The sequence below is a fragment of the Anaeroglomus insulsum genome, from assembly GCF_050689095.1.
Taxonomy (GTDB): domain Bacteria; phylum Planctomycetota; class Phycisphaerae; order Sedimentisphaerales; family Anaerohalosphaeraceae; genus Anaeroglomus; species Anaeroglomus insulsum.
The window spans coordinates 37,744-61,573 of record NZ_JBOGCL010000001.1 but is presented as its reverse complement, the minus strand read 5'-3'; the positions used below and the strand labels follow the sequence as shown (position 1 = coordinate 61,573).

Sequence of the window (23,830 nt, the reverse complement as noted above, 5' to 3'; positions counted from 1 at the left end):
AACAGCACGAGGTTGCTGTATCACTGTTAAAATTGGAGGTATTGCCGTGGACTGGAATGAATTTCTCAAGGCGGAATATATCTGGGCAATGATCGGCGTGTTTTTGCTGATTATGGAGTTGTTTATTCCGGGATTATTCGTTTTTTTCTTTGGCATTGGAGCGCTGGCTGTGGGGATTCTCTGTGTGTTGGTGGATATTGGCATTAATACCCAGCTGCTGCTATTTATTGCGATTTCCGTGGTGCTGATGCTGGTGCTGCGGAACTGGCTCAAGGGCGTATTTCTGGGTTTCACTCGCAGCAGGCAGGATGCGTCGCAGAATTTGTCGGATTTTGTCGGCGAGAAGGTCACCGTGACGGCGGCAATTAATCCGCTGGTTCCGGGTACTGTCGAACTGCACGGGACCCCGTGGAAGGCCCGGGCGGATCGCGCCATTGCCGTTGGGACTGTGGTGGAAATTATTGGAAATGACAACTTAACATTAATCGTCAAACCTGCGAGGATGCAGGAAGGAGAAAACAAATGAATGAGATGCTGATTCTGGCGGCTCGCGGCCCGATTGAACCACTGACGGTCATTATTATTGCAATTCTGGTATTTGTCCTGATTACCTTTATCAAGACGATACGCATTGTCCCCCAGCGTGAGGCCTACATTGTGGAACGTTTGGGTAAATATTCAGCCACACTGGAAGCAGGCTTCCACATCCTGATCCCGTTTATTGACCGTGTTGCATATAAGCATACACTCAAGGAACAGGCCCTCGATGTCAGACCCCAGGTGTGTATCACCAAGGATAACATTGCCGTGGAAGTGGATGGTATCCTGTATCTGCAGGTGGTTGACCCCAAAAAGGCATCTTACGGCATTGACAACTATATGTTTGCCTCGATTCAGATTGCCCAGACGACCATGCGTTCGGTGATGGGCAAGCTCGAACTTGATAAAACATTTGAGGAACGCGATGTCATTAACAGTGCCATTGTGGCTGCTGTCGATAAGGCCTCTGATCCCTGGGGTGTGAAAGTAACGCGGTACGAAGTCAAGAATATCTATCCGCCCCAGAGTATCAAAGACGCGATGGAAAAGCAGATGCGTGCTGAACGCGAGAAGCGAGCGGTCATTGCCCAGTCCGAGGGTGAACGGCAGGCCAAGATCAACCGGGCCGACGGCGACAAGCAGGAAATGATTTACCAGTCGGAAGGTGAAAAGCAGAAACGTATCAATGAGGCCGAAGGCCGGGCGGCGGAGATTGAGAAAATCGCCATGGCGACGGCCACGGGTATCCGTGAAATCGCCAAGGCCATCAACGAGCAGGGCGGAGCCGAGGCTGTGAAGTTGCGTGTCGCCGAGCAGTACCTCAATGAATTCGGCAAGCTGGCTCAGACGAATAATACTATGATTATTCCCACCAACTTATCGGATATTGCGGGAATGATTAAGACCGCCACAGCGGTATTTTCACAGAATAAGCCTTCGGCATAGTGATTTACCGGCCATTTAGCCGCAGCCGCCGATAAGCCATGACCCGTACAGCAGGCAGGGGCCACAGTGTCCTTGCCTGCTTTTTTTCATGCGGGCGATCTATGCACATCTCAAATGGGCAAAAAAACGATTTCCAAGCCCCCTAAGGCACGCAAAAATTAAGCCCGGGAAACTACTGATTGAAAATTAATGGGTTTTTCTGATATGCCTTGTAACTATCTATATTTTATGGGTTTATGACTCTTTTTCCGGCGATTGAGCCAGCCAAAACAACTACTCAAAGGACATGTTGCAATATTGTGTGGACTTTGGCTGAATCCGACAGGTAAAATATTCAGTATGAATGCGTGTAGAGTCGTAAAGTATTCAATTGGAAGGGAGAATATATGACACTGAAAAAAAATATGATTGTGGGGATAATGTTAGCGCTGGCAGGTTTGGCGAGTGCTGCAGTGACGTTGTGGGGTGAGGGAACTTTAACATCTGCAAACGGCGATCTTATAGCTACGGGTGTTTGGGATACAGGTACAGGAGGAACATCCCTTTATTGGAAGGTGTCACATGATGATTCAGCTGCAGGCCCTGCTTACTGGCATTACGAGTATATCCTGACTGTTCCGACGGAACCCCAAGCTAAATCTATCAGCCACATGATTCTGCAGGTTTCTACTGATCTTGAAGCGTGGGAGATTGTTAATGTAAGCCATGCTTTTCAGGTTAATGATCCCACACAATACGTCAAGGATGGCAGTAATCCTTATATGCCAGACTCGGGAATATATGGCCTTAAGTTTGATCTCGAAGGTGAAAAACTTACAACATTTGTATTAGATTTTTACAGTAATAGAAACCCCATGATGGGAGATTTCTATGCAAAAGATGGGACAACAAAAGTAGACAACGAGCAGATATGGAACACAGTTTACAATAGCGGATTTGGGAATCTAACAGGTGAGAAGATTGGTGTGCCGGACACATCAGTGATTCCTGCCCCCGGTGCAATTCTGCTGGCGGCTATGGGAACAGGGCTGGTGGGTTATCTGAGGCGTCGGACGGTGATTTAAGTCCAATTATCGAATCTCTTTTGAAGCCGCGGGATGGAGTGATCCCGCGGCTTTTTTTTATGTGCTCAACGTGACTCTGTAGGGGTATTTGTTAGCGTCGGATTCATTTTCCCAGAAAATTCAACGGCAGCTCTTCCATCACAACTTGGCAGTATTCGGAGAAGAAATAAGTTTTGTACAGGAATTGTTAAGAGTTGTTAATATGCAGAAAATAGCAATTTCTGTCAGAACTTTTCAAACACCGCAAATGTAGTTGACTTTATCTAATTCAAAAACAGACATTAATCAGTTTCAGATATTTTCTGAATACTGTTGACAATATAGGACCTGTAAGATACAAGAGTAAAATATTAAGGATGAAGCACGGAGAAAACTTGTTTAGGAGAAACAACCATGAGTACGAAACATTTGACAGCTATTCTGACATTAACCATCCTGGCCGGTGCGGTTTACGCTGCCCCAACCACAGTTAAGGCTATCGCCGATGGCGCCCCCCTAAGCCCGGCGTATGAATTCAAGGTTACCAGCGGTTCGCTTGGCATTTACACCGTCGGACAGAATTTCAGAACATTCTGTATGGAAGCCGGCGAAACATTCGCCAACGGGGTAACCTATTATGCGGTCATCAATACCGCAGCGGTTAAAGGCGGTACCGGCACCTCGGACCCGCTGGATCCGCGTACGGCTTATCTGTACACGCGGTATATGGCCGGAGCCTATGGCTACGATTTTAACACAGAAAATGCGCTGCAGGAAGTCATTCATTACATTGAAGGCGAACGTGCGGCGCTGTCGGTGAGTAATCCCTGGTCGGCCCAGGCAGCGGCCCTGTATGCAGAGGCCAACGCCAGCGGATGGACGACGATCGGCAATGTCCGGGTGGTGAATCTGTGGACCAGCTATGACCCGCAGACAAAAACCTACAGCGGTTTTGCCCAGGATCAACTGGTTCTGGTTCCCGCACCGGGAGCGTTGCTGCTGGCCTCTATTGGTATGGCTGTGGTTGGCGGTTTAAGACGCCGTCAATCTGTGTAACGACAGAATATAGTATAATCAAGTAAGGCCGAGAACGTCATCAGTTCCCGGCCTTTTTTATTGACTTTACAAAACAGGCCCTACAATCGCTACAGATGTTACATCTCTCCTGTATTTCCTGGATTGTGGATAAATAACTGAGTTCCGGACCTTGTACCAGAACTCATTTTTTCTTATAGTAAGCTCACTGAGTATCGATGCGGTCCGGGAGACATTTTGCCGCCGCATCAGAGCCATTCGACCTGGGGGTTGGATTTGACTCAATTGTAGCTTTGGGATTTGAAGGGTAACGCCGGTAGGTGTTATCAGTCTAAACCTTAAACAGTGCTGGGGGATTTACGATGAACAAGAATGTGATTGCGTGTTTACTGCTGGCCGCGGTTGGGGCTGTCCCGTGTCTGGCTGCCGAGACATTAACCATTTCCAACGTCAATTACGCCGATTACTCGAAAATTATCGGCATCCAAAGTGACCTCTATACCGGTCTGGCCTATGTGGGCGCCTTGAAGCTGACCACTGAGCAAGGCGATCTGTTTGGTTTCTGCATCGATTTGTACGACCATTCTAATACGGGCGTGTTTGAAGTGTCCACCCTTGAAAATGCCCCGCGTAGCACCAATAACCCGAATGGCCCGATGACTGCGGCCAAGGCCGATCATATCCGCCGGCTGTATGATGTGGCGTATTATGACATTGTGCTGCCGGAACTGGAAAAGACCCCGTCGGCTGCCAATAAAGACATTACCGCTGCGTTTCAATTGTCGGTGTGGAATCTGATTTTTGATAACGACCTGTCCATCAGCAATGGGGCCGGAAGTTTTTATACGACTTCCAGCGGAGCGTTTATCACCTATGCCAACACCTGGATGGGGCAGTTGGCCGATGCCCAGCTGGCGTCGGTGGGGGCGCTGCTCAATGACCAGTATCAGGACTATGCGATTGCCGTTCCCGTCCCGGCCCCGGGTGCACTGCTGCTTGCCTCGATGGGCATGACGCTGGTTGGATATCTCCGGCGAGGAGGGAAGCTGTAATTGCCTATACAGGCTGTACAGTCGATACAGAACACACTTTTTAATGCAGGGAAACAGGAATTGCTGGTGCAGTCAACTTGATTTTTGAGCCGTTTTTTCATACACTGACAGATACATAATGAAGTATTGCTTTGTGATTCACCCAGGATGGGGGTTGTGATTTTCAGGACAGCACAAATACTTTGTATGACATGATTCAGATGAGTGTTTCATCTGTTATGGAATGATCCGGCGGTCGGATTGTTGTTTTGAACTTTACCCTGGTCAGGGTAAGCGAATACGGTTTTAATTGAGGGGAATGAAGATGAAAACAAAATTGATGATGGTGGCGGCTCTTTTGTCATTGACGGCTCTGCCGGCGATGGCGGCGGTGAATCTCAAGATGCTCAACGACAGCACACCGGCGTACACGATGCAGGTTCTGGAACAGATCGGGGATATTAAGCCAGGCGTGTATGTCTCGATTTGCATTGAGAAGGATGAAACGTTTACTCCGGGTGTTTCGTATTATGGAGTCATGAACGAGAATTATGAAGCCAAGTTAGGCGGCAATGTCTGGTCTGGCGAAATTGGCAAGAGTGCTGTGGTTGCTTCCGATGGAGCAGATCAGCTGGATTATAGTTCCGCCTGGCTGTTCACCCAGTTCGTTACCAAAAATCCAGACTATCAGAATCAGGCTGCTCTTCAGAATGCGATTCATTACATCGAAGCGGAAAATACGGCCCTGACGAACATCCAGATTGGTTCCGCTGGTTGGAATCCGAACAAGAATCTGTGGCAGAAATATGTGGAAGATGCCCTGGCTTCAGGTGCCAACAGCTATGGTGGAGTTCGCGTTTTGAATCTGTGGACCGATGCGGCTCATACTAAATTTGCCCAGGATCAGATCGTGTATGTCCCGGCTCCGGGAGCGATTGTTCTGGCCTCAATGGGCATGGCATTTGTTGGCTACCTGAGACGTCGCCAATCTATCTAAGACATCCAAAAAATCATAAAATCGGTTTATCGCAAGCCGCGGGATATAAAAATCCGCGGCTTTTTTTGTTAATTTTTGTTTAATATTTACCACTCCCTCGTTTGTAAGTCTCTATTTCGATTGAACTTACATTTTTATGGTCCAATAATAAGTACTTCTACGGATTGTTTTTTTGGTTGGGAATTTCCATAATAAGCTGTATGGGTCGTAACGTGTGTAGCGATATGGACTCTCGTGAGGGGAGAAATCCTGCCTGAATAGGAGGGTTTCTCCAAAGTAGAGAATACTGTTTTTGGAAAGGAGAATCGAAATGGAGAAGAAATTGTGTATTGTCCTCGGCCTTGCGGCCATCCTCGCCTGTTCGGTTATGGCGGAGGTGACACAGATTTATGTTGTACCAGGGTATGGAATTTATCAGTCAGGACAGGGAGGAGAATTTACTTTTAAGCCAATTAATTGGAACCCTCTGCCCTATTATGCTGGTGTGGCAAAAAACCAAGGTTATGAAAATACGTTCCAGACGTTCTGTGTTGAAAAAGCTGAGACCATATTATCTAATACCACATATGATGTGGTGATCAGCGATGCAGCAGTGTATGGGGGGACCGATACCTCAGATCCGCTTTCAAAAGGGGCAGCGTTTCTGTATCATGAATTCCAAAAAGGTACGCTATCAGGTTACAACTACAATGGTACAGAGGCTGAACGTGAGGCCTCTGCTCTTGATTTGCAGAATGCCATCTGGGCGCTTGAAGACGAGGGGGGGTATATAACCGCAGCATATGCGGCATTACTCCAAAGCGAATTTGGTGCAGGTACCACTATAGATGATTGGAACGATGATAACAATGGTGCTTATGCGGTTAGAGTTATGAATATATGGGTGGCAGGTCATATTGGAGATCCTCAATATAAAGTACAAGATGCCTTGGTCTGTATTCCCGCCCCGGGAGCGATTCTGCTGGCTTCGATGGGGATGGGGCTGGTGGGCTGGCTGAGACGGCGTCAGGTCCTGTAAGTTGTCGGTATGTAAACGATTAATACGCGTTCAAAGCCGCGGAATGGATGTCCGCGGCTTTTTCATTTAATTGATTCTGTTGTTCATCAAGAGCATCAGAAATAAAGGTCGTCGGTTGATGGAATAAAGTGTCTGTGGTCTTTCAAACGGTCTGAATAAAATAGAGCTGTTCGTACTCGTTTGCATGAATGATAAACGCAAAAAGGCTGGGAACGAAATGATGGGGGATGGAGCTGGGGCAAACGGGCCAGACAGGCTAAAAGAGAGCAACTTGATCTGATTCGGCCAAGCGTCGTTTTAGGAAGAGTGCGGGTTCTTGTAAATCGATAAAAAACGCAGCCCATTTGACAGCTGGGCTATTGCAGACGAAAAAGAGAATTTTTGTGGGTTGTGTAAATGCCTATGTATCAATATGTTACGGTGGAAGTAAAATTTTTGATAAATTTTTGCAAAAAAGCCCTTGACGAAAAGTCTATTCTGAGTAAACTTAGTCTTCTCGTTAGCGGTAACAGAGCTGACGGGTGAAGTAATGACGTCCCGCGAAACACAGTAAGGGAGTGGTTTCGCAAGGCCGACACGAAGGTGTCTGGCGGAACAATAAAGGACGATTTTCGGATTGAAAAAAATCCTGAAAAAAATGAAATTTTTATCTTGACTGCTCGGCGGTGAGTAAGTAAACTCCCGAACTCTCAGCAATGTCGCTGACCCGCAAGAGCAGCGACATTTTTTGTTGCTCTTTGAACAAGTGGATAGATGGTTGAGTCTTGAGAGCCGACTGGTCGGTACGACAGCGGTGTTCGAGTCAGATACGGCTGTATGGTCGGGCTCGTAGCTCAGCTGGTGAGAGCGCACGCCTGATAAGCGTGAGGTCGGAAGTTCGAATCTTCCCGGGCCCATTTACGAATGGCGGTTGCGTAGCGAGGCAGATGGCAGTTTGCAGCGTGCAATCGCACAAGGCTCGGGGACGTAGCTCAGTTGGGAGAGCGCCGGCTTTGCAAGCCAGAGGTCGTGGGTCCGAATCCCATCGTCTCCACTGGAAACCATTATAAAACTAGGATTGATCTTTCGATTCCGGGTTAAACCGGATTTAAAAGATAATGTTCTTTGACAAGTGAATAGCGGATGCGATCGTGGGATGTGAAATGACAATTATTGATCAGCATTATTGTCATTACTTCACATACTACAATAAGCGCTTATTATTTTGCCAAACCTATGCACAACAGACGCTATGTCTGTTAGCGGCGACCAGTCAGTCTTCGATTGATATGGTCAAGTTACTAAGGGTGTATGGGGAATGTCTAGGTGTCGAGAGGCGATGAAGGACGTGGTAGACTGCGATAAGCCCGGGGCAGGTGTCAAACAACCGTTAATCCCGGGATGTCCGAATGGGGAAACCTGGCGGGAGCGGGCAACCGAATCCCGTCATCCACGGATGAATGCATAGTCCGTGAGAAGCGAACGCAGGGAACTGAAACATCTAAGTACCTGCAGGAAAGTAAATCAACCGAGACTCCGTTAGTAGCGGCGAGCGAAAGCGGACCAGCCCAAACCAGGCTTCGGCCTGGGGTTGCGGGCGTCACATAAGCAGGATAACGACCAGTGGAACGATCTGGAAAGTTCGACCATAGAAGGTGATAGTCCTGTACGCGAAAGTTGAAGTCCTGTGTGGCGTACCAGAGTAGCATGGAGCTCGTGAAACTCCGTGCGAAGCCGGGGGGCCCACCCTCCAAGGCTAAGTACTACTCGATATCCGATAGTGAACCAGTAAGGCGACTGAACGATGAAAAGTACCCCTACTAGGGGAGTTAAAAGTACCTGAAACCATACACTTACAAGCTGTGGAAGGCCTATATCAGCTTCGGCTGAAATGGCTGCCCGCGTGCCTTTTGCATAATGAGCCGGCGAGTTATCCTTTGTGGCAAGGTTAAGCACTTCAGGTGCGGAGCCGTAGCGAAAGCGAGTCTGAATAGGGCGTTAAGTCGTAAGGGATAGACGCGAAACCACGTGATCAACCCATGGCCAGGTGGAAGGGGATGTAAAAATCCCTGGACGACCGAACCCAGGAACGTTGAAAAGTTGCGGGATGAGCTGTGGGGAGGAGTAAAAGTCTAATCAAACGTGGAGATATCTCGTTCTCTCCGAAATAACTCTAGGGTTAGCCTCGAGTCATACTTTACGGGGGTAGAGCTACTGATTGGAAATAGGGGTCCACCAGACTACCTGTTCCTACCAAACTCCGAATACCGTAAAGCCTATCTCGGGAGTCAGTCTACGAGTGATAACATTCGTGGTCGAGAGGGAAAGAACCCAGACCGTCAGCTAAGGTCCCGGATTTTCGCTAAGTTTAGTATAAGGAAGTCCAATTGCTGTGACAATCAGGATGTTGGCTTAGAAGCAGCCACCATTTAAAAAGTGCGTAATAGCTTACTGATCAAGCAGTTGGGTGCCGATAATGAACGGGGATAAGCGAAAAACCGAAGCTGCGGGTGTTTTGGATACTGGGTTCAACATCTTACGGGGTGTTGAATCTGGTATCCGAACGCGGTAGGAGAGCGTAGCAAACAGCGTCGAAGCAGTACGGAAACGAGCTGTGGAGCGTTTGCTAGTGATTATGCCGGCATGAGTAACGATAAAACGGGTGAGAATCCCGTTCGCCGAAAACCTAAGGTTTCCTGGGGAAGGTAAATCCGCCCAGGGTTAGTCGGCCCCTTAGTCAAGGCTGAAAGGCGTAGACGATGGACAGCAGGTTAATATTCCTGCACCACGTTGGCGGACGAAAAACGTGACGCATCTTTTAGGGTTATCCCATGACTAGTCGTGTGGGTTCCGCAAGGTCGAGGACGATTACGATTCCGAAGTAACCGGCGAAGGTGCCAAGAAATAACGTTTGTAGGTTGATGTCAGCGTGACCGTACTAAAACTGACACAGGTAGGTGAGGAGAATATCCTAAGGCGCTCGAGAGAACGGTCTTTAAGGAACTAGGCAATTTGACCCCGTAAGTTCGCGATAAGGGGTCCCTCCATGACATTTAGTAATAGATGTTGATGAGGGCGCAGTGAAGTGGCTCTAGCGACTGTTTATCAAAAACACAGTTCTCTGCTAACACGTACAGTGGATGTATAGAGAATGACGCCTGCTCGGTGCCGGAAGGTCAAGGGGATGGGTTAGCCGCAAGGCGAAGCTCCTAACTGAAGCCCCGGTAAACGGCGGCCGTAACTATGACGGTCCTAAGGTAGCGAAATTCCTTGTCGGGTAAGTTCCGACGTGCATGAACGGCGTAACGACTGGAGTAGTGTCTCAAAGACCGACTCGGTGAAATTGTAGATGTGGTGAAGATACCACGTACCCGCGGCAAGACGGAAAGACCCCATGAACCTTTACTGTAGCCTGGTATTGACGCCTGATATATCATGCGTAGGATAGGTGGGAGGCTGTGAAGCGGAGCTCTCGGGCTTCGTGGAGCCAACGTTGAAATACCACCCTTGCTATATTAGTCGCCTAACCGTAGTCCGTGAATCCGGATACGGGACAGTGCTTGGTGGGCAGTTTGACTGGGGCGGTCTCCTCCAAAAGAGTAACGGAGGAGTTCAAAGGTACCCTCAGCGTGGTTGGCAATCACGCGACGAGCGTAAAGGTATAAGGGTGCTTAACTGTGAGACGTATATGTCGATCAGATGCGAAAGCAGGACTTAGTGATCCGGTGGTCCCGTGTGGAAGGGCCATCGCTCATCAGATAAAAGGTACTCTGGGGATAACAGGCTGATCGCCACCGAGCGTTCATAGCGGCGTGGCGGTTTGGCACCTCGATGTCGGCTCATCACATCCTGGGGCTGAAGGCGGTCCCAAGGGTTCGGCTGTTCGCCGATTAAAGTGGTACGCGAGCTGGGTTCAGACCGATGTGAATCAGGTCGGTCCCTATCTGCCGTGGGCGCAGGAATCTTGAGGAGATATTTTCTTAGTACGAGAGGATTAGAAAGTACTGACCTCTGGTGTACCGGCTGTAGCGCTAGCTGCACCGCCGGGTAGCTATGTCGGGAACGGATAACCGCTGAAAGCATCTAAGCGGGAAGCCTACTCCAAGATAAGGATTCCATGAACTATGTTCGAGAGAGCCCAGTTAGAATAACTGGTTGATAGGCCGGGTGTGTAAGTGGCGAAATCCATTCAGCTTACCGGTACTAACGCTCGATTACTTGACCATATCAATCCAAGATTGGCGCTGACGCCGCCATAGATTGGCATTCAATAACGCTGGTCGTATCCGCTATTATTTTCTTGGTCCAGAGAATTTCAGCGAAAGCTGATTCACGAACTCCTGGTGACCATACGTACGGGAAAACGCCTGATCCCATTCCGAACTCAGAAGCTAAGACCGTCCGGCCGATGATAGTCCTTCGGGGCGAAAGTAGGTGATTGCCAGGATATATGAGCCTCGTTGCTTAACAGCAGCGAGGCTCTCCTTTTGCGCAATATAAAAGTCGATATGGAATATCTGTATGGCTACAATAAAAGCAGTATTGATGCTTCTTACAGGGATGTTTATACCCAACGGATAAGATTATTACGTGACGGCCACAGGCCATTCTATTCGCGCGTACTCACGGGTAACGTTACCTCTACGCAGCCGTATTGATAGAGAGCTTGCTAAAAGCTGTCGCCCCGATAAATGTTCAAGTACAATCAGTCTAACTTGGGGGCTATTCGAAAAAATAGGCAATTATAGTTGGGCTGTTTTGTCCTGTCGGAATCGTGTATGCAATCCCCGTATTGGACCCAACCGGCCGGTTTACAGGGTGATATGTATTGACCAATGAAGAGGCAATAGGTGTTTATTCTTCCAGCGATAGACAATCGGGTTTTCAACCTGGCCGGCGTTATTATTGCGACGCGGTGAACTCGTTAAGCTCCCACTCAAATTTTTTGAATTTCAAGATCACGTCGTTGTTTTCAAGGAAGGATTTGTCTGTATCGCTGACGAAAAACACCATAAAATTCAGCCAGGCTTTCTCATCGGGCTTGCGCTGTCTGAATTTTTTGATTTCAGCATATTTGGATTTCAGAAATAATTCACGGTGGATATTGAATAAATTGGAGATATAAACCGTTTTCGTATCGGTATCTATTGTTAGTCCATGGGGGGATGCGAGGAATTTTTTGACCTGGTCATCGAGCTGATCGGACAGCGTCTCGGCGCGGTAAGGTTCCTTTCGCAACACGGCACCACCGCGGGTGGCGTTAGATAACGCAAAACAGATGCGAGGGTCCTTGAATCGCTGAAGGAGCAGTTCCTGTTCGATTTCCTGCAGGTTATATTGAAAGCCCTGAATTTCGAAATAATTTTTTGTCCAGGGGTCGGAAATCTGCATGATGCTGTTGTTGGGGTACAGGATCATATACCATTTGGGTTGGATCGGGTAATTGTCAATGATTAATTTCAGGGTGCATAAATTGTAGGTATTGATCCAAAAGGCCTGTTTCTCTGCATCATTCATCGCCATAATCTGGACAGGATGGACTCTTTTCAGATAGGATAGAATATTATTTAGGTCAGACCTTTTACGTCGCAAAAGCGAATAGTTCACTTCGCCTTTGTCGTTGACATACTGGCCGTAAATGATTTCGCAGGCCTTGTACAGTTCTGGCAGCGGAGACTGGCCAGGTAAGATCATATCGTCCTGTTCTTCGGATACGATGTTCGTATTGGATTGATTGGGGTCAGAAATGGCGGCTTTATCCGGTTCCGGAGCACTGGCACCGGCCGGATTGTTTGGATCGATGGTTTTAGGTGGGTTGTTCTGTGCGGCCTCAGAACGGACATATCGGATAGGATATGCTAAGAGAACGCATAAAAACAGGATAATGCCGATTTTTTTAACCATTAATATGTCTTTCCAGCAACATACAATTGTAGATAAAGGATTAATTTATTTATCAGAAATTTTATAATTGTAAATTAAGCACATCCAGAATAATTGTACACTATCATATTAAACAAGGTTCACTTTTAAAAGTAAATATAGGGATTTCGGTCGAATTCTTAATCGTCTAAATCGTGCCTGTAAATAACAAGAATAGCTGTAAATTTGGGGAGTGAATCCGCTTCTAATTGATATGTCAATCAGAAAAAATATTATCAGACCGGATTTTATTTATCTTGTTGTCTTGTCGTGATTTGCCTTGACAGGTCCGGGTGGGCGGAGTATCTTGACGCAAAGTTTTTTGATTTTTTTGACCGCAAATCCAGGTTCAGTTGAGGTCTATGAAAAGCCGCAAGTCCGGCAATTTTTGAATGCCATAGATCGAATGATAAAGGGTATTTTATGATTAAAAGTATATCATGTTTGTCCTGTATAGTGCTTCTATCTGTCAGTCTTGTTGCGATGGCGGTTGATACCAGCAAAGTTGAACAAGTCCGCACACAATTTATCCAGTCTAATACCCAGCCGGATAAGGCGGCAGAACAAATCATCGATGAATTCTGGCGGAAAAGTCTTGATTCCATGATGTTGATTGAAGATACCAGTGAAATTGTGAAGTTGCGGTCAGACCTGGTCAAGCAGAAAGGGGATAAAGACCTGAGCTTATATGCATCCACTTACATCAAAATTGCAGATACTCACTTGAAGTCGGCACTGGAAGCAATCGCCGGGTGGGATAATAATGATGCCAAGAAGCTGCGGGTCGAACGGAATTTCATGATTTTGATAGCCGAGCTGGGCCGTATGGAATTGGCGGATCTGGCACTGACACGTTTGAATCATGACGACAGGATGGTTCGTTATTGGGCGGTGCGAGCAGTGACCAGCCCGCGCATTGTCAGTCAGTTGATTTCCGATATTACCCGGGATGAGAAGCTGACCTTACAGATAGTCAACTCGCTGAGTGAGTACCTCAAACGGTATGATGATGCGATCGTGCTGCCTTATATTGCGGAATTTGCTGCGGGTATCAAGGATGCCTCCGGATACAGTCTTCTGCTGGCGATTGCGGATAAGCGTATTGATGCGTATATGAAATGGACTGTCACCGATGAAGCAGCAGATGCTGGAATCCTGAAAACCATCGGAGGCCTGGTATTCGAGACGGCTTCGGCGACGACCCGCCAGGAACTGCTTGGCCGTTTTGGACAGCTTTATTCCTGTGTGGTTCAGCGTTACCTGCTTGGGACGCATCTGCCCGCGGCAACGCGAGATCAGCTGGTGACTGTAATTTGCGAGGTCGAAGCAGGTGTGATGGAAAAAATGCTTCCTGGCTCAACCAACCGGTTCCGGAATGAACTGCAGCGGGCTCAGCCGATCGATAAAGTGTATGAAGCCCTGTTTGGCAGCTCGGGCAAGGCCGGAGAAATTTCGACCCGGATGAATTTTGATTATGGCAAAGACAGCAGCGGCAAGAGTCTTGTCTCACCGCGTCCTCTTCCTGCTCCGCCGGCGGTTTCCTCCCAGCCATCCGCCCAACCATAACACAATTGAACACGATCAATGCGCGTATCCTGGCTGTACCATCGCGACAAGAAGAGCATTTGCAGTTGCCCGGTTTGGGTTGCCTTGATGGGTATTCTTGCGGGTGTTGGAGGATCCTTGTCTGTTTCGGGGTGTAAAGACCATGCTGACAGTGCCCAGGACCACAGTATTGTATTGCAGCAGCGTCTTCGGGCATATGTGCAGACCCTGGATCCGATGAATGTTCGGGATACGACCGGGACCTGCGTGGCCTCGGACATTTTTGATACGTTGTATGATTATCACTATCTGAAACGTCCTTATGAAATTGTTCCCCAGTTGGCCGCGGCGATGCCGACGATTTCTGAGGATGGCACCTGTTATACGATTCCTCTTCGCAAGGATGTGTATTTCCACGATGATCCGTGTTTTCCCGATGGCAAAGGCAGGCTTCTGAAGGCAGAGGATGTGGTCTATGCATTCAAACGGATAGCGGATATCAAGACCCGATCGGTGAGCTGGTGGATTCTGGATCGGCGCATTGTGGGGCTGGATGACTTCCGGGAATATACCAAGACCTGCCAAAAGGGCCAGGTGGATTATGACCGTCCTGTCGAAGGTCTGCAGGCGCTGGATGACACCACGCTGCAAATCAAATTGAACAAACCCTGGCCTCAGCTGGTGTTTTGGCTGACTTATATTGCCACGGCCCCGGTGGCCCGTGAAGCCGTGGAATATTACGGTGATGAGATTGGATTTCATCCGGTTGGGACTGGAGCATTTAAAGTGGATCGATGGCTGGCGGGTGCGTATGTGGAGGCCTCCCGGCATCCGCGTTATTATGACCGTTATCCGACCGAAGGCGGGCCGGGTGACCAGGAGGCCGGATTGCTGGAGGATGCGGGCAAACCACTGCCGTTTGTGGACAAGGTCATTTGGCGCATTGTGGTGGAAGACCAGCCCCGGTGGCGGTTGTTTCTGAAGGGGTATCTGGATATGGTTGGGGTTCCCAAGGATAATTTCGGACAGGTTTTCACATCGGGGGTGAGTCTGAACGAGGAGTTTACCCAGCGGCAGATTCGCATGACGGAGTTTGATGAGCCGGGAACGTTCTGGGTGGCATTTAATATGCAAGACCCGGTGCTCAAAGACAATAAGCCCTTGCGGCAGGCGATTAGCTTCAGCATTGACCGAAAAAAATATATTGAGATTTTTTTTGACGGCAGGGCGCATGAGGCCTTTGGTTTTATTCCGCCGGTGATGCCGGGTTATGACCCCAATATTGTAGCGATTTCCAATTCCCGTTATGATCTGGTTGCGGCACATCGTTGTCTTGAGGATGCCAAACGGGTTGCCGGCGGTAAAATTCCCCGTCTTCGGATTGCCATTGGCGGTACAGATTCAACCAACCGCCAGATGTGTCAGTATATGCAGCGATGCATCGAATCTATCGGTCTGGATGCGGAAATCGAGTTATATGACTGGCCGACATTCCTGGAAAAGATGCGCAAGGGAGATTTGCAGCTGTTAATTACCGGCTGGTCGGCGGATTATCCGGATGTGGAAAGCTTCCTGCAGCTATTTTACAGCAAGAATATTCCTTATCCCAACGAGTTTCATTACTCCAATCCGAAGTATGATGCCATTTTTGAAAGAATATCCGTGATGCCGGACTGTCCGGAGCGGACGGCCTTATACCAGGAAGCTCAGCGGATTATCAATGACGACCTGCCTTGTGCATTTACCCTGCATCGAGCCAGCTTTATAATGTGTCATGACTGGATTCGCAATGTCAAACCCAACTCTTATAAGAATGAGATGGCCGGGTGGGGGATGACCAAATATTACCGGATTGACCCAGCCAAACGCGAAGCGTATAAGAAGAAATATCGGTGACATGAGACAGACCAAGGCCTATTTGATTTTCTGTGGTATTCTGGCAGCGGTGTGGGGCTGCCAGAAGCGCAAGAGCTCTGCAGAAGGTGAGATGGTGATTTGCCGTCCAATGATCAGCAAGGTGCAGACGCTGGACCCGACCAATACCCGCGATATTTATTCAGCGATGGTGGTCTCCCAGATCTGTGAGCAGCTTTATGTATATCATTATCTGAAGCGCCCCTATCAACTGATTCCTCTGCTGGCCGAGTCCATGCCGGACATCAGTGATGACGGAAAGACCTACACCATTCGCATCAAGCAGGGGGTACGTTTTCAGGATGATCCCTGTTTTCCCGACGGCAAGGGCAGAGAGCTCAAGGCGTCGGATTTTGTGTATGCGTTCAAACGCCTGGCCAATGCCAGATATGCCAGCCAGAACTGGAGCATATTTGACGACCGCATTGTGGGACTGAATGAATTTCGTGACTATTCCAAGGGGTTCAAGAAGGAATGGGATGTGGATTATTCGCGTCCCGTGGAGGGGGTTCAGGCTCTGGATGATTATACCTTGCAACTGAAGCTGACGCGTCCCTGGCCGCAGATTCTGGAGCTGGCCTTGAATGATTATTGTACATCGCCGGTGCCGTTTGAGGCTGTTCAGTATTATGGAGTCGATATTGTATCGCACCCGGTCGGCACGGGGCCTTATCGGCTGAAGACCTGGCAGCGCAGTTCGTATATTGAGCTTGAAAAAAATCCCAACTGGCGAGGGGAATTGTATCCGTCGGAAGGCGAACCGGAAGATGAGGAGAATGGCTTGCTGGCCGATGCAGGCAAGCCGGTGCCGTTTGCCGATCGGATTATCTTCCGGATTATTGAAGAAGATCAGCCCAACTGGCTGTTGTTTATGCGGGGCAGGCTGGATGTGATGTATATTCCCAAGGATCATTTTGATAAAGTGATGATGCCTGATAAAAAGCGATTGTCGTCGTTTATGCAGGACCAGCAAATCCAACTGACGATATTTAATGATCCTTCGACCTTCTGGGTTGGGTTTAACATGAAGGACCCGATTTTGGGTCCGAATCTTCCGCTTCGCAAGGCGATCAGTCGGGCGATTGACCGGCAGAAATACATCGACATTCTTTTCAATGGCAGAGTCCAGGTGGCTCATGGGCTGGTTTCACCGGGGCTGAATTCATACGACCCGAATATAGCAGATTACGGCTATTCCAAATTTGATTTAAACGAGGCCCGTGCCCTGTTGAAGGAAGCTGAGACGATTCACGGCGGGCCAATTCCCAAGCTGGTTCTGGCGATGCCGGGTACGGATACGCTGCCCAAGCAGATGGGCCAGCTCCTCCAGCGGATGCTGGAGCAGGCGGGGATTCAGATTCAGGTGGATTATATGGATTTTCCGACCTATATGGAAAAACAGAACAAGGGGCAGTGCCAGATGTTTATCAGCGGCGTTTCGGCCAGTTGTCCGGATGCCATGGATTTTCTGGAGATGTTTGCAAGCAAGTACTTTGCACCGGGCAGCAATAAATTCTTTTATTCCAATCCTGAGTTTGATGCTCTTTATGAACAGGTGGCGGTGATGCAGGATTCCCCGGAGCGGCTGGCATTGTACCGCAAACTGGAGCATATGATTCTCAAAGACTATCCGGCGGCATTTATGACGCACCGTATTACTTTTTACCTGGGGCATGACTGGTATAAAAACTTCAAGCCCTTTGTTTTCGGGTATGGCGTGCTCAAGTACCACCGGGTGGATGTCGAGCAGAGAGACCGATTTTTCAACAGGATTCATTCCTCAAAACAGGAGGGACAATGACCGCCTTTATTATACGCAGACTGCTGTATATGTTCCCCATTGTATTGGGGGTATTGCTGGTCACCTTTACGCTGTTTACGCTGATCGGAGGCGATATTTCCCAGCAGATTGCCGGTAAAAATGCCGATGCCGAAACGATTGCCGAGATTCGGCATGAATACGGCCTGGATAAGCCGCTGTTTGTTGGATTGAAATCACTTGAAGGAGATGATTGGGAAGCGGCCAAAGACGCGACTATTCAGCAATTGCAGGCTGTAGAAGATAAAAAAGCCGTTGAAAAGAGTACCGAAAAACAAAAAGTTGAACCGGTTAAAATTACTGCCGAGCAGGCAAAAAAACAATGGCTATGGACTACGTTCAAGGGACGTCTTGCGGGGGGACACCTGATTCAGGCAGCTCAGATGCTGGATTTTGACAGCCAATTTTATGCTCATTTTGCCAAAGCTTTGACATTTGATTTTGGCCGGGCGATGGACCGGGAACGCATCAGTGCTAAAATTCTGCGGGGGATTGGGCCGTCGCTGATGCTGACGACGCCGATGTTTATCGGTGAAATCATTGCCGCGGTCAGCCTGGCGCTGATTATTGCCTACGTGCGGGGAACGATATGGGATATTACCGCGGTGGTGCTTTGCGTGGCGGGAATGAGCATTCCCTATTTGAGTTTTATTATTTTCGGGCAGTATTTCTTTGCCTATAAGCTGGACTGGTTTCCGATTATTTATCTGCCGGAAGAGCCGATGATCAAAAGTGTCGGGCTGCCGATTCTGATTGGGATTGTGGCTTCACTTGGTGGGGAGCTTCGATTTTATCGGACGATTATGCTCGATGAGATGCGCAATGATTATGTCCGCACTGCTTTTGCCAAAGGGCTTTCAACGACGCGGGTTCTATTCAAGCATGTGCTCAAAAATGCGATGATTCCCATTATCACCAATGTGGTGCTGACAATCCCGCATCTGATTCTCGGGTCATTTCTGCTGGAGCGTTTTTTCGGAATTCCCGGATTGGGCTATCTGATGATTGAGGCAATCGGAGCTCGCGATTTCTTTGTCATTAATGCGATGACCTTTATTTTTTCGCTGCTGATTGTGATATTTACCCTGCTTGCAGACATCTGTTATGCGTTGGTGGATCCGCGAATCAGCTTGAAATAAGGTCAAAGGCACAAGGAACAAGATAGCCCGTAGGGCCAGGATAGATCACAGGTTAAAACAAAATGACAGAAATAACGACACAAAATGAGTTGACGCAGCCGAGAGGGTATTGGTCCGATGCGATTCGCCGCCTTCGCAAGCGGAAGCTGGCGATGGTGTGCTTCTGGATTGTGGCTGTCTATGCGGGACTGGCTGCCTTTATCTGGGTTGGCGAAATTCTGGTCACGCACTGGGGCTGGAAGATACCGCTTGTTCAATGGAATGAGCATGTTGGACCCAGTTATCAGAAGCCTTTGTCTGCCTACGAATTTGTCCCCGAAATGAAGACAGAAAGTCAGCAGGGCTGGTGCCTGCTGGGCACAGATTTTATGGGACAATCCACGTTTCGAAAAACGCTCTATGGGGCTAAAACGGCGATGATGGTTGCTTTCTGCGCGTCGATGATCAGTATTTTGATCGGTGTGCCGCTGGGAGCGCTGGCGGGGTATTACCGGGGCTGGGTGGATGATGCGATTGTGTGGTTTTATACCACGCTGGGGACAATCCCATATATCCTGCTGCTGATGGCGTTTGCAGTCGTGCTGCGGGGAGCTCATATCGGCCCCTGGGAGCTGCGGGGCTCGGTGTCGGTCTATCTGGCGATTGGGTTGACCAGTTGGGTGGGATTGTGCCGGCTGATTCGCGGCGAAATTATTAAACGCAAGGAAAGTGAATATGTACTGGCGGCCCGGGCGATGGGGTGTTCGGATTTTCGTATTCTGTTTTTCCACCTGCTGCCCAATGTGTTTCATATCATTCTGATTAACTTTTCGCTGCGGTTTGTCAGTTTTATCCATGCCGAGGTGATTTTGAGCTTCCTGGGGCTGGGCGAGACAGATAAGCCCAGTTGGGGGGCGATGATTGATGCAGCGCGTACGGAACTGGCGCGCGATGTCTGGTGGGAAATGGCCGCCGCGACGGTTGCGATTTTTATTATCTCGCTGGCACTGAATATTTTCAGCGATGCCCTGCGGGATTGTCTGGACCCGAAATTAAGGATGGATTAATCCGATGAGTGAACACGAGATATTGCTGTCGGTGCAGAATCTTTCGACGCATTTTTTCACGCAGCAGGGTATTGCCAAAGCAGTTCAGGATGTCAGTTTTGATATTCCGGCCGGGCATATGACAGCGCTGGTGGGGGAAAGCGGCTGCGGAAAAAGCGTGACGTCGCTGTCGATTCTGCGGCTGATTCCGGACCCGCCGGGAAAGATTATTGGCGGAAAAATCATCTTTAAAGGTCAGAATTTGCTCGAATTGAGCGAACATCGGATGCGTGCGATACGCGGCAATGATATTGCGATGATTTTCCAGGAGCCAATGACTAGTTTGAATCCGGTGTTTACCATCGGCAACCAGATTGTCGAGGTGATTAGTCTGCATCAGGGTATCAAGGGCAAGGCGGCATGGGATATGGCCGTAGATATGCTGACTAAGGTGGGGATTGCCGACCCGGCCCGACGTGTGCAGGAATATCCGCACCAGCTTTCCGGCGGCATGCGGCAGCGGGCGATGATTGCGATGGCGCTGTCGTGCTCGCCGAGACTGCTGATTGCCGATGAGCCGACGACGGCCCTGGATGTGACAATTCAGGCCCAGATTCTGGAATTGCTTAAGACACTGCAAAAAGAAAACCGGATGAGTATTCTGCTGATTACCCATGACCTTGGCGTGGTGGCTGAGACGGCCCAGACGGTGGTGGTGATGTATGCGTCCAGGGTTGTGGAAAAAGCGGATGTGCATAGCCTGTTTGGTTCTCCGCGGCATCCTTATACCCAGGGGCTGCTGCGGTCTCTGCCGCGGCTGGGGCAGCGGCGCAAGCGGCTGGACGTCATCGGCGGGTCCGTTCCCAATCCGGTGGCGTTTCCCGGCGGCTGCAAATTTCATCCACGTTGTCCGATTGGGGCAAAGGATCCGCATTGCCAGGCGTGTGAACCGCCTTTGCAGGAAGTCCAGCCGGGCCATACCGTGGCCTGCTGGTATGCCCAAGGCTATCGACGATAACCGGCTGATTCTGTAAGAAAGGATAGTGTATGCCGGACCAAAACATAGTACTGGAAGTCAAAGATCTCAAAACCCATTTCCCGATTCGCAAGGGGGTGCTGAACAGGACGGTTGGCTTTGTGAAAGCGGTGGATGGGGTTTCGTTTTCTGTCCAGCGAGGATCGACGCTGGGATTGGTAGGGGAAAGCGGCTGCGGCAAGACAACGGTTGGCCGGACACTGCTGCGGCTGATACCCGCGACCTCGGGCCAGGTGATATTTGATGGGCAGGATGTGTTGGGCTGTCCGAGGGGGCAAATGAAATCGCTGCGCCGCCGGATGCAGATGATGTTTCAGGACCCATACGGCTCATTGAATCCCCGTATGACGGTGGCGGATATCGTCGGCGAAGGATTGACGGTGCATGGGATTGCCCGCGGCAAGCAGTGGCGGAGCCGGGTCGCTGAAATTCTGGAGCAGGTCGGCTTGTCGCAGCGGTATGCAGACCGGTTTCCCCATGAATTTTCCGGCGGACAGCGGCAGCGGATTGGTATTGCCCGTGCTTTGGCGGTCAATCCTGACTTTATCGTCTGTGATGAACCGGTTAGTGCCCTGGATGTCTCGATTCAGTCGCAGATTGTCAACCTGCTGCAGGATTTGCAGGACCAACTGGGGCTGACGTATCTATTTATCGCTCATGATCTGGCGGTGGTGGAGCATATTAGCGAATGGATAGCTGTGATGTATCTGGGGCGGATCGTGGAATATGCCCGCCGGGATGAGCTTTACAGCAACCCGATTCATCCTTATACAAAATCTCTGCTTAGTGCTATACCTCACCCGGAACCCCAAAAAAAGCGTACCCGAATAGTCCTCAAAGGGGAAGTGCCAAGCCCGGCCAGGCCCCCCAAAGGGTGCCATTTTCATCCTCGCTGTCCGTGGGCCGAAGAGTCTTGCAAGACCTGTGATCAGGTGTTGGAAGTCAAAGCAGCACAGCATCTTGCCGCCTGCTGGAAAGCCGACAAAATCGGCTGACAATTCACAGACAAGGGGTCTGTTCATTGACTTTCAAAGGTGATTGTGGTATCCTGATTTGCATCAGGAGAACGAAATTGATGGAACATAAACAAATTATGGAGCTTGAAACACGGGGCGAGGTGCTGGTGGTCCGATTTGACGCCCCGGCCATTGGAGCTGCAACGAATCTGGAACAATTAGGCCATGAGCTCCGTGATATTATCGTGCAAAGACAGCCCACCAAAATGATCATTGATTTTACTCGTGTTTCATTTTTCAGTTCCCAGATGCTGGGGCTGCTGGTGGATGTGTGGCGGCGGCTCAAGGACTGCGGAGGGGCCGTGGTCATCAGCGGCATCAATCCAAATTTGACGCGTGTATTCCGGATTACCAGTCTGGATAAAGTATTTGATTTTTATCCCGATACCGATACGGCTCTGAAGGCCCTGGCCCGGCCTGCAGAAGGCTGACGGCGATTGGGTCATAATGAACCATGATGGGCTTGAAAGGGTACAACAGTGCATTTGGATACACAATTCTCGATTTTTATGGTCAATAAACCCGGAGTCCTGGCCCGTGTTCTGAACACCCTGGCAGTGGCCAAAATCAATATTGTTGCCATGACAATGATGGATTCTGCTGAACACGGCGTTATGCGTCTGGTGGGATCTTCGCATCAGCGTGTGCGTGAGGTGCTGACCCAGCTCAATATGCAATTTAGCGAGACCGATGTGCTGTGCGTGAATTTGCCCAATAAGGCCGGGGCTTTGGCGGATATTACGGCCAAGCTGGCGTCGGCTCATATCAATATTGCGTATGCCTATGTGACCGCCGGTGCCAGGGGAGGCCGGACTACCGGGATTCTCAAGGTTGCAGATGTCAAAAAGGCGATGAAAGTGCTGCAGGGCGATGCTGAGGTGCAGCATAAAGAGGACTCCGTCCGGCGAGCTCCGTCCTGCCGACGATAGGTTTCGAATTGCTTTCCGTTTGATACATATCTGAAAAGGAAGACTCCTTTGGCCAGGGGCTTCCTTTTTCTTTTTTGAATCAGGGGGTTTTCAGAATGCTGCTGTGGGCTGCCGAGAAGACTCGAATTGGGCCGTCTTCGAGCTGCACAATCAGCCCTTCGGTTGGATCAATCCCGATGCAGGTGCCGCGATAAAGTCTGCCATCGCTTTCCAGTTCGATGCGTGTTCCAATCTGCCGGTTATATTTGCACCAGTGCTGAAGCAGGCTGTCGGGGTTGGTTTCTGCTGCCGTAATCCAGGCTTCCAGTTGTTCCAGCAGGCAGCGTATCAATCGATTGCGATCTATCGAATGTCCTGTTTCGATGTCGAGACTGGTTGCGGAAAGCAGGTCTGCGGTTTCGGCAAAAGTCCGGCGGCTTTGGTGGACATTGATTCCGATACCGATGACCGACCAGACCTGGTCTCTGATTTTGCGGGATTCGACGAGGATGCCGGCGGTTTTTCGATCTGCCAACAGGATATCATTAGGCCACTTGATGGTCGAGTGCAGACCGCAGATGGTTGTGATCGCCTCCACGACGGCTACCGGCGCTGCCAGTGTCAACGGGGGGGCTGCAGTGGTATGCCGCATGACGACGGAACACAGAATGCTTTGGCCCCGCGAACTGAGCCAGGTTCGCCCCCGACGTCCTCGCCCGGCGGTCTGCTGTTCAGCCAGAACGCACAGGCCGTCGCAATCGGCCCGGGCAAGCTGCTGCCAGGCAATGTCGTTGGTGCTTTCGGTGCAGTCCAGAATCACGATGGGTTTGCCGAGCCTGCGGGTACCCAGCCCCAGCCGGATTCGATCGCTATCGAGTTGGTCAAGTATGGCTGTCAAACCGCGAACCGGTAATCAGG

Annotated in this window: 18 protein-coding genes, 2 tRNA genes and 2 rRNA genes; 20 read left to right on the top strand and 2 right to left on the bottom strand. The window is 49.7% G+C overall.

Annotated features, from left to right (window positions below; translation table 11 throughout):
* Positions 1–46 precede the first annotated feature (46 nt).
* From ACQ9LF_RS00235 to rrf, 11 genes are all read left to right on the top strand, one after another.
* A complete protein-coding gene (locus ACQ9LF_RS00235) occupies positions 47–526 on the top strand; it encodes an NfeD family protein (protein WP_462487348.1) in 480 nt (159 codons plus the stop codon).
* Positions 523–1,485 carry an SPFH domain-containing protein gene (locus ACQ9LF_RS00230; protein WP_462487347.1) on the top strand — a complete coding sequence of 321 codons (963 nt, stop codon included), beginning with the start codon at positions 523–525 and terminating at the stop codon, positions 1,483–1,485. Before ACQ9LF_RS00235 ends, ACQ9LF_RS00230 begins: the two co-directional genes overlap by 4 nt.
* A gap of 386 nt (positions 1,486–1,871) precedes the next feature.
* Positions 1,872–2,549 (top strand): hypothetical protein, encoded by a 678-nt coding sequence (locus ACQ9LF_RS00225; protein ID WP_462487346.1) that lies wholly within the window; start codon positions 1,872–1,874, stop codon positions 2,547–2,549.
* Between the two features lie 393 nt (positions 2,550–2,942).
* Complete coding sequence (locus ACQ9LF_RS00220; RefSeq protein ID WP_462487345.1) at positions 2,943–3,584, top strand: hypothetical protein; 642 nt, start codon at positions 2,943–2,945, stop codon at positions 3,582–3,584.
* A gap of 341 nt (positions 3,585–3,925) precedes the next feature.
* On the top strand, positions 3,926–4,615 hold the full coding sequence (locus ACQ9LF_RS00215) for a hypothetical protein (protein ID WP_462487344.1): 690 nt from the start codon (positions 3,926–3,928) through the stop codon (positions 4,613–4,615).
* Positions 4,616–4,919: 304 nt separating this feature from the next.
* Positions 4,920–5,591: a hypothetical protein gene (locus ACQ9LF_RS00210; protein ID WP_462487343.1), complete on the top strand. Its 672-nt coding sequence runs from the start codon at positions 4,920–4,922 to the stop codon at positions 5,589–5,591.
* A gap of 310 nt (positions 5,592–5,901) precedes the next feature.
* Positions 5,902–6,609, top strand: a complete 708-nt coding sequence (locus tag ACQ9LF_RS00205) for a hypothetical protein (RefSeq protein WP_462487342.1) — start codon at positions 5,902–5,904, stop codon at positions 6,607–6,609.
* Between the two features lie 822 nt (positions 6,610–7,431).
* Positions 7,432–7,505, top strand: a tRNA-Ile gene (locus tag ACQ9LF_RS00200).
* Between the two features lie 64 nt (positions 7,506–7,569).
* A tRNA-Ala gene (locus tag ACQ9LF_RS00195) sits at positions 7,570–7,642 on the top strand.
* 237 nt (positions 7,643–7,879) lie between these two features.
* Positions 7,880–10,814, top strand: a 23S ribosomal RNA gene (locus ACQ9LF_RS00190).
* A gap of 113 nt (positions 10,815–10,927) precedes the next feature.
* A 5S ribosomal RNA gene (gene rrf / locus ACQ9LF_RS00185) occupies positions 10,928–11,035 on the top strand.
* 455 nt (positions 11,036–11,490) lie between these two features.
* Here the strand turns inward: rrf and ACQ9LF_RS00180 are convergent.
* Positions 11,491–12,492: a DUF547 domain-containing protein gene (locus tag ACQ9LF_RS00180; protein ID WP_462487341.1), complete on the bottom strand. Its 1,002-nt coding sequence runs from the start codon at positions 12,490–12,492 to the stop codon at positions 11,491–11,493.
* A gap of 441 nt (positions 12,493–12,933) precedes the next feature.
* Here ACQ9LF_RS00180 and ACQ9LF_RS00175 point away from each other — a divergent pair, with 441 nt between their 5' ends.
* The 9 genes from ACQ9LF_RS00175 (at position 12,934) to ACQ9LF_RS00135 (ending at position 22,933) form a co-directional block, all read left to right on the top strand.
* Complete coding sequence (locus tag ACQ9LF_RS00175; protein ID WP_462487340.1) at positions 12,934–14,076, top strand: hypothetical protein; 1,143 nt, start codon at positions 12,934–12,936, stop codon at positions 14,074–14,076.
* 87 nt (positions 14,077–14,163) lie between these two features.
* Positions 14,164–15,951, top strand: coding sequence for an ABC transporter substrate-binding protein (locus ACQ9LF_RS00170; protein ID WP_462487339.1), 1,788 nt, complete (start codon positions 14,164–14,166; stop codon positions 15,949–15,951).
* Position 15,952: 1 nt separating this feature from the next.
* Complete coding sequence (locus tag ACQ9LF_RS00165) at positions 15,953–17,770, top strand: ABC transporter substrate-binding protein (RefSeq protein ID WP_462487338.1); 1,818 nt, start codon at positions 15,953–15,955, stop codon at positions 17,768–17,770.
* Positions 17,767–18,927 carry an ABC transporter permease gene (locus ACQ9LF_RS00160; RefSeq protein WP_462487337.1) on the top strand — a complete coding sequence of 387 codons (1,161 nt, stop codon included), beginning with the start codon at positions 17,767–17,769 and terminating at the stop codon, positions 18,925–18,927. Before ACQ9LF_RS00165 ends, ACQ9LF_RS00160 begins: the two co-directional genes overlap by 4 nt.
* Before the next feature lie 62 nt (positions 18,928–18,989).
* Positions 18,990–19,973, top strand: coding sequence for an ABC transporter permease (locus ACQ9LF_RS00155; protein ID WP_462487336.1), 984 nt, complete (start codon positions 18,990–18,992; stop codon positions 19,971–19,973).
* 4 nt (positions 19,974–19,977) lie between these two features.
* Positions 19,978–20,970 (top strand): ABC transporter ATP-binding protein, encoded by a 993-nt coding sequence (locus tag ACQ9LF_RS00150; RefSeq protein ID WP_462487335.1) that lies wholly within the window; start codon positions 19,978–19,980, stop codon positions 20,968–20,970.
* A gap of 29 nt (positions 20,971–20,999) precedes the next feature.
* On the top strand, positions 21,000–21,983 hold the full coding sequence (locus ACQ9LF_RS00145) for an ABC transporter ATP-binding protein (RefSeq protein ID WP_462487334.1): 984 nt from the start codon (positions 21,000–21,002) through the stop codon (positions 21,981–21,983).
* Between the two features lie 80 nt (positions 21,984–22,063).
* Entirely contained in the window at positions 22,064–22,435 is a 372-nt protein-coding gene (locus ACQ9LF_RS00140) for an STAS domain-containing protein (protein ID WP_462487333.1), read from the top strand.
* A 48-nt stretch (positions 22,436–22,483) separates the two neighbouring features.
* Entirely contained in the window at positions 22,484–22,933 is a 450-nt protein-coding gene (locus tag ACQ9LF_RS00135; RefSeq protein ID WP_462487332.1) for an ACT domain-containing protein, read from the top strand.
* 79 nt (positions 22,934–23,012) lie between these two features.
* Here the strand turns inward: ACQ9LF_RS00135 and ACQ9LF_RS00130 are convergent, their stop codons facing one another.
* A complete protein-coding gene (locus ACQ9LF_RS00130; protein WP_462487331.1) occupies positions 23,013–23,810 on the bottom strand; it encodes a biotin--[acetyl-CoA-carboxylase] ligase in 798 nt (265 codons plus the stop codon).
* Between the last annotated feature and the right edge of the window lie 20 nt (positions 23,811–23,830).